Source organism: Acidovorax sp. KPB24-07 (genome assembly GCF_057543315.1).
Genome location: NZ_BAAJYS010000199.1, coordinates 1 through 6845, shown reverse-complemented (window position 1 = coordinate 6845; position 6845 = coordinate 1). Strand labels below are relative to the sequence as shown.

Here is a 6845-nt window from a genome sequence, read left to right as displayed (position 1 = left end):
GCCGCCGCGTCGGCGAAGGCCTCGTCGGCCCGCTGTCGGCCAACGCGCATGGCCATTAGGCGCTCCATCCGACAGGGCCTGCACGGCCCCCAGCCGCGTAATCGGGGGCCACGCCCCATTGCCCGCCGAGCCCCGCATGCCACCCCCTTCGATCGATCGATTCCGACACCGCCAACCACTGCGCGCCCGCTCTGGCTTCCTGGAGCGCGCCGCTGCCCCGCACCGCCGCAGGCCCGCGTCGAAAGCGGTCCATGTCCGATAAGCCGTCGCCCCCCGCCCAAGACCTGGCCACGCCAGCCAGCAGCGCCTCCCCCGATGCAGGGCAGGATCCTCCGCCGTCCGGCGGCTGGGGCTCCGTCAGAGCGGTCGCCGGCACCTTGCTGCGCGATCGCCCGGGCGTCACGGTGATCAAGGCGCTGGCCCTGCAGAACAAGCACGACGGTTTCACCTGCTCCAGTTGCGCCTGGGCCAAGCCGCTGCATCCGCATCCCGCCGAGTTCTGCGAGAACGGTGCGAAAGCGACGTCGTGGGAGCTGACGGACCGGCGCCTGGACGCCGCCTTCTTCGAGGCCCACCCCTTGGCGGAACTCGCCGGCTGGACCGACCACGCGCTGGAAGCGGGCGGGCGGCTGACGGTTCCTCTGCGCTACGACGCCGGCCGGGACCGGTATGTCGAGGTCTCCTGGCAGGAGGCCTTCGACGGCATCGGCCGGGAACTGAAAGCGCTACAACCCGATGCGGTGGTGTTCTACGCGTCGGGCCGGGCGTCGCTGGAGACGTCGTACCTGTGGCAACTCTTCGCCCGGCTGTATGGGACCAACAACCTGCCCGACAGCTCGAACATGTGCCACGAGAGCACATCGGTCGGCCTCAAGCAGTCCATCGGGTCGCCGGTGGGCACGGTGGACCTGGACGACTTCGACCAGTGCGACGCCATCTTCTTCTTCGGCCAGAACGTCGGCGTGTCCAGTCCGCGCATGCTGCATCCCCTGCAGGACGCGCGGCGCCGGGGCGTGCCCATCGTGACCTTCAATCCGCTGCGCGAGAGCGGCCTGGTGGCGTTCAACAACCCCCAGTCGCCGGTGGACATGCTCACGCCGGGCAGCACCGCCATCAGCACGCAGTACCTGCAGGTCCGGCCCGGGGGCGACATCGCCGCGCTGACCGGCCTGTGCAAGTTCGTGATCGAGGCGGACGACGCCGCGCTGGCATCGGGCGGCCCCCGCGCCATCGATGCCCGGTTCGTCGCCGAGCACACGCAGGGCTACGACGAACTCGCGCAGGCGATGCGCGCCGCCCCGTGGGCCGACATCGAAAGCGACTCCGGCCTGTCCCGCTCGGCGCTGGAGGAGGCCGCACGCACCTACCTTGCGGCCGAACGCGTCATCGGCATCTACGGCATGGGGCTCACGCAGCACCGCGAGGGTGTGCTGAACGTGCAGATGCTCGCCAACCTGCTGCTGCTGCGCGGCAACGTGGGCAAGCCCGGTGCCGGGCTGTGCCCGGTGCGCGGGCATTCCAACGTGCAGGGGCAGCGCACGGTGGGCATCACCGAGAAGCCGGAACTCGCCCCGCTGGACCAGCTGGCCTCGCAGTTCCAGTTCGAGCCCCCGCGCAAGAAGGGCCTGGATACCGTCGCCGCCTGCCGGGGCATCCTGGACGGTTCGGTGCGGGCGTTCCTCGGCCTCGGCGGCAATTTCGTGCGCGCGGTGCCCGAGACGGCGCTCATCGAGGGCGCGTGGCGCCGGATGCGGCTGACCGTTCAGATCGCGACCAAGCTCAACCGCAGCCACGTGATGCATGGCGAGGTGGCCTACCTGCTGCCGTGCCTGGGCCGGGTGGAGATCGACCGGCAGGCCAGCGGCGAGCAAACGGTGTCGACCGAGGATTCGACGGGTTTCATGCACCCCTCCCGTGGCGTGGCCGAGCCGGCGGCCGCGACGCTGCGCTCCGAGCTGTCGATCGTGGCGGGCATCGCGCAGGCCACCCTCGCGCCGAACGCCTGCGTTCCGTGGGCCGGGTGGACCGACGACTACGCCCGCGTGCGGGACGCCATCGCGCTGACCTTCCCCAGGATCTTCCACGACTTCAACCGCCGGTTGGCGGTCCCGGGCGGCTTCGCGCGGCCCATCGCGGCCCGCCATCGGGTGTGGGAGACCGATAGCGGCAGGGCCGCTTTCGTCGCGCCCGGCGGCCTGCAGGCCGATCCGGACCAGGTGCCCACGCCCGTGGACGGCGAGGTGCTGCGCCTTTTCACGATCCGCAGCGACGACCAGTTCAACACCACCATCTACAGCCTGAACGACCGCTTTCGCCGGATCGAGGGCACGCGCCAGGTGCTGTTGATGAATGCCCACGACATCGAACGGCTCGGCTTGCAGGCCGGCGCCCGCGTGACGGCGCGCACGCAGTGGCGCCAGGACGATGTCCGCCGCGAGGTGTCCGGACTGACCGTCGTGGCCTACGACCTGCCGCGCGGTGCCGTGGCGGGCTACTACCCCGAACTCAACCCGTTGATGCCCCTGGACCACCACGCCAGGGAAAGCCACGTTCCCGCCGCCAAATCCATTCCCGTCCGCCTGTTCCCAGGCTGATGCGCCCGCCCCAACCCTCTCACTGCCAAGGACCCGCCATGCGCCAAGACCCCGCCAGCCAGTCGCCCGTTCGCTACCACCCTGCCGTCGAGCAGGCCGATCCCGACGAGCCGCAGGTGTTCGCCGATCTGGACCAGACGCTCGCCAAGATCCGCGAGACGACGTTCGAGCACAGCGGCCACGCGCGCCGCAGCGTCCATGCCAAGGCGCACGGCGTGCTGCGGGCGCAATTGACGGTGCTGCCGGACTTGCCCGAGCCGCTCGCCCAGGGGCTGTTCGCCCGGCCCGGCACGTACGACGCCATTCTGCGGTTCTCCACCAATCCGGGCGACGTGCTGGACGACAAGGTGTCCCTGCCCCGGGGCCTGGGCTTGAAGGTCCTCGGCGTCGAGGGCGCGCGGCTCCCGGGTTCGGAGTCCGACACCACCCAGAACTTCGTCTTTGCGGACAGCCCGGTCTTCGCCGCGCCCACGGCCCGGAAATTCCTGAGCAACCTCAAGCCCCTGGCGGCCACGACCGATGTGGCGGAAGGGGCCAAGAAAGCGCTGTCGGCCACCCTGCAGGTGGCGGAGAGGGTCGTCGAGGCCTTCGGCGGCAAGAGCGGCAAGCTGATCTCGCTGGGCGGGCATGCTCCGACGCACGTGCTGGGCGCCACCTTCTTCTCGGGTGCGGCATTGCGCCACGGCCAATACATCGCCAAGCTGTCGCTGGCGCCGGCATCGGACGCCTTGAAGGCGCTGGTGGATCAGAAGGTCGATCTCGACGGCCGGTCCGATGGCCTGCGCGAGGAGGTGGTCCGCTTCATGGCGGTGAACCCCGCGCAGTGGGACCTGCGGGTGCAGCTGTGCACCGACCTGGAGTCGATGCCGGTCGAAGACGCGTCCGTGGAGTGGCCGCAGGAACAGAGCCCCTACATCACCGTGGCCCGGCTGGTGGCGCAGCCGCAGACCGCGTGGAGCGAGGCCGTGGCCGCCGTGTCGGAAGACGGGCTCTTCTTCAGCCCCTGGCGCGGTCTGGCGGACCACCAGCCCCTGGGCAACGTGATGCGCGCCCGCAAGCTGGCATACGAACGCTCGGCGCAGTTCCGCGCGGACCGCAACCAGACGCCCGTGCGCGAACCGAGCGAGATTCCGCCGTCCATCGGGCGCGCATGACCGCATGCGCTGGCCTCGTGCCGGGGCCCGGGCTGGCGCCGGTGCCCGTGCCGGCGGGGCTCAGCCGCCCGGCAGCGCCTGCGCACAGGCATGCGCGCTGGCCCAGGCCCACTGGAAGTTGTAGCCCCCCAGCCAGCCGGTCACATCGACCACCTCGCCGATGAAGTACAGCCCCGGCTGGGCCTTGGCCTCCATGGTCTGCTGCGACAGCGCCCGCGTGTCCACGCCGCCCAGCGTCACCTCGGCCTTCTTGTAGCCCTCGGTGCCCGTGGGCACCAGCTCCCAGCGCGACAGCCGCTCGGCCAGCCGCGCCAGCGCCTTGTCGGAGGCCTCGTTGATGGGCCGCTGCCAGTCCGCGTCCTGCTGCACCCAGGTGTCGGCCAGGCGGCTGGGCACCAGGCCGGCCAGTTCGTTGGCGATGCGCTTTCTCGACCGCGCCTTGGCCTGCGCGAGCAGGGCGGGCAGGTCGGTGCCTGGCGCGAGGTGGATGGACAGGGGCAGGCCCTCCTGCCAGTAGCTGGAGATCTGCAGCACCGCCGGGCCCGAGAGCCCCCGGTGGGTGAACAGCAGGTCTTCGTGGAAGGCCATGCGCGCCTTCCTGGTGCCCGTGGAAATCTCCACCGGCAACGCCAGCCCGGCCAGCTGGGCGTAGGGCGCCCAGGCATCGCCGTCGAACGTCAGCGGCACCAGCCCCGGGCGGCGCTCCACCAGCGGGATGGCGAACTGCTGCGCGATCCGGTAGCCAAAGTCGGTGGCGCCGATCTTGGGGATCGACAGCCCCCCGGTCGCCACGACCACGCTGCGGGCCAGCACGGGACCGCGATCGGTATCAATTTGATAGCAAAACGCCCTAGTGGAATCTGTGCTGCAGGCCGAAAAGACCACATTTTTCACCCGGCACGGCTGCCAGCGCTGCACGCCGCCCGCGGCGCATTCGGCCAGCAGCATCTGGATGATGTCCTCCGCCGAGCGGTCGGCGAAGAGCTGGCCCTTGTGCTTTTCGTGGTGGGGGATGCCGTGCCGGTCCATCAGCGCGATGAAGTCGGCCGGCGTGTAGCGCGACAGCGCCGAGCGGCAGAACTGCGGGTTTTGCCCCACGAAGTGCTTGTGCGGCGCGGCCGGGTCCAGGTCGCGGTTGGTGAAGTTGCAGCGCCCGCCGCCCGAGATGCGGATCTTCTCGGCCACTTTTTCAGCGTGGTCGATCAGCAGCACCGAGAGGCCGCGCTGCCCCGCCTGCGCGGCGCAGAACAGGCCCGCCGCGCCGGCGCCGATGACGACGGCGTCGAACCGCCGCGCGGTGTCCGCCGTATTCATGGAAGCCACTAGCCCTTCCACGTGAACGGGAACTTCAGCTGCTTCATGAACCCGTTGGGCACGTAGTCGCCCAGCACGCCGTAGTGCTCGGGCCAGAGCTTGGTGCTCTTGACCGCCGTGCCGAAGGCGTAGTCGATGAAGGCGAAGTGCGCCGCGTAGTTCTTGTCCAGCGCCTCCTGGTCCTGGCTGTGGTGCCAGTGGTGGAAGTTGGGCGTGACGATCAGGTAGCGCAGCGGCCCCAGGCGCACGCTCACGTTGGCGTGGTTGAACACCGCCTGGAAGCCCACGATCACGATGTACGCGTCGATCACCTCCTTGGAAAAGCCCAGCACGTAGATCGGTGCCAGCACCAGCGTGCGCGTGATCAGCAGCTCCAGGATGTGCTGGCGCGAGCCGGCCATCCAGTCCATGCTTTTCACGCTGTGGTGCACCGCGTGCAGGCGCCACAGCACCGGCACCTCGTGGTAGGCCCGGTGCGTCCAGTACTGCACCAGGTCGGCCACCAGGATGATGAGGAAAAGCGCCACCCAGAAGTTCAGCCCCTGCACCCAGCCGCGGACGCCGTCGCTCGCGGCCCAGCCGAAGAACTTGTGCACCAGCAGGTTGGTGGCCAGCAGCACGAAGCCCACCACCATGTGGTTCACGATGAAGTGGTGGAAATCGGTCTGCCACTCGGCGCGGAACACCGGCTGGTCGCGCCGCAGGGCGAACAGCTTTTCGATGAAGATGAAGATCAGCGCGCTGCCCAGCAGGTCGAGGATGAACCAGTCCAGGCCGATGTAGGGCGTGTTGTCCGCGAAGTCGTTCACCGGCACCTTGTGCCCGCCCAGCAGCGCGGTGGACACCACCAGCAGGAAGGCCGCCGCCGACAGCCAGCGCGAGCGGTTGAACAGCATGTTGACGAGCGAGATGCCGCCCGCCGCCACCAGCGCGCCAGCATGATCATGCGGATCACGTCCACGTTGTAGCTCTTGCGCAGCTCCGGCGTGGTGAGGTATTGCGGGAAGTGGAAGGCCAGCACCCCCAGCATGCACAGGATGGCCAGCGACAGGGCGATGACGCCCGAGACCAGGCCGCGGCCGGTGCGCAGTTCGCCATGGCTGGCGGTGAGTTCGTTGAGTTTGTCGAGCATTTTTTCTCCGGGCGGGAACGCCGGGCGCGAGTGTAGCGAAGCCGCATCACCGGCCCGATCCGCGCCACGCAAGGCCCATGCCGCGGGCCCTCGCGCTTCTAAAATCGCGCGCCATGACGATCAACCTTCCGGCCAACCAGCTCAGCATGACCGTGCTGATGTCCCCCGACATGGCCAACTTCTCGGGCAACGTGCACGGCGGCGCGGTGCTGCGGCTGCTGGACCAGGTGGCCTACGCCTGCGCCACGCGCTACTCGGGCTGCTACGCCGTCACGCTCAGCGTGGACCAGGTCACCTTCCTGCAGCCGATCCACGTGGGCGAGCTGGTCACCTTCCTGGCCTGCGTGAACTACACCGGCAACTCGTCGATGGAAGTGGGCATCAAGGTGGTGGCCGAGAACATCCGCACCCAGGTGGCGCGCCACGTGAACAGCTGCTTTTTCACCATGGTGGCCGTGGACGAGGACCGCAAGCCCGTCGCCGTGCCGCCCCTGTCGCCCTCCACCGCCGACGAGCGCCGCCGCTGGGAGGCCGCGCTGCTGCGCAAGGCCCTGCGCAAGGAGCAGGCCGAGCGCTTCGAGCAGGTGCGGCTGGCGGCGGCGGGGCCGGCCGGCCTGTAGGAGACGTCAGAGACGCGGTGGCCGTGCGCCG

At 69.6% G+C, this 6845-nt stretch carries 4 protein-coding genes and 1 pseudogene; 3 read left to right on the top strand and 2 right to left on the bottom strand.

What is annotated here, in order from left to right:
- Window positions 1–251: 251 nt before the first annotated feature.
- On the top strand, window positions 252–2594 hold the full coding sequence (locus AC27IQ_RS16915; protein WP_487090149.1) for an FdhF/YdeP family oxidoreductase: 2343 nt from the start codon (window positions 252–254) through the stop codon (window positions 2592–2594).
- Between the two features lie 38 nt (window positions 2595–2632).
- Window positions 2633–3748 (top strand): catalase family protein, encoded by a 1116-nt coding sequence (locus AC27IQ_RS16910; RefSeq protein ID WP_487090148.1) that lies wholly within the window; start codon window positions 2633–2635, stop codon window positions 3746–3748.
- 60 nt (window positions 3749–3808) lie between these two features.
- On the opposite strand, the gene AC27IQ_RS16905 is transcribed toward AC27IQ_RS16910, so the two are convergent.
- Together AC27IQ_RS16905 and AC27IQ_RS16900 are read right to left on the bottom strand one after the other, a co-directional pair.
- Window positions 3809–5062, bottom strand: a complete 1254-nt coding sequence (locus AC27IQ_RS16905) for a BaiN/RdsA family NAD(P)/FAD-dependent oxidoreductase (protein ID WP_487090147.1) — start codon at window positions 5060–5062, stop codon at window positions 3809–3811.
- An 8-nt stretch (window positions 5063–5070) separates the two neighbouring features.
- Window positions 5071–6194: pseudogene (locus AC27IQ_RS16900) on the bottom strand (sterol desaturase family protein).
- 119 nt (window positions 6195–6313) lie between these two features.
- Between AC27IQ_RS16900 and AC27IQ_RS16895 the strand changes: the two are divergent.
- Complete coding sequence (locus tag AC27IQ_RS16895; RefSeq protein WP_487090150.1) at window positions 6314–6814, top strand: acyl-CoA thioesterase; 501 nt, start codon at window positions 6314–6316, stop codon at window positions 6812–6814.
- Window positions 6815–6845 lie beyond the last annotated feature (31 nt).

What these genes read in the sequence shown, in the direction of transcription:
- AC27IQ_RS16915 (WP_487090149.1), top strand. Translation starts at nt 252, where the DNA reads ATGTCCGATAAGCCGTCGCCCCCCGCCCAAGACCTGGCCACGCCAGCC.
- AC27IQ_RS16905 (WP_487090147.1), bottom strand. Translation starts at nt 5,062, where the DNA reads ATGAATACGGCGGACACCGCGCGGCGGTTCGACGCCGTCGTCATCGGC.
- AC27IQ_RS16910 (WP_487090148.1), top strand. Translation starts at nt 2,633, where the DNA reads ATGCGCCAAGACCCCGCCAGCCAGTCGCCCGTTCGCTACCACCCTGCC.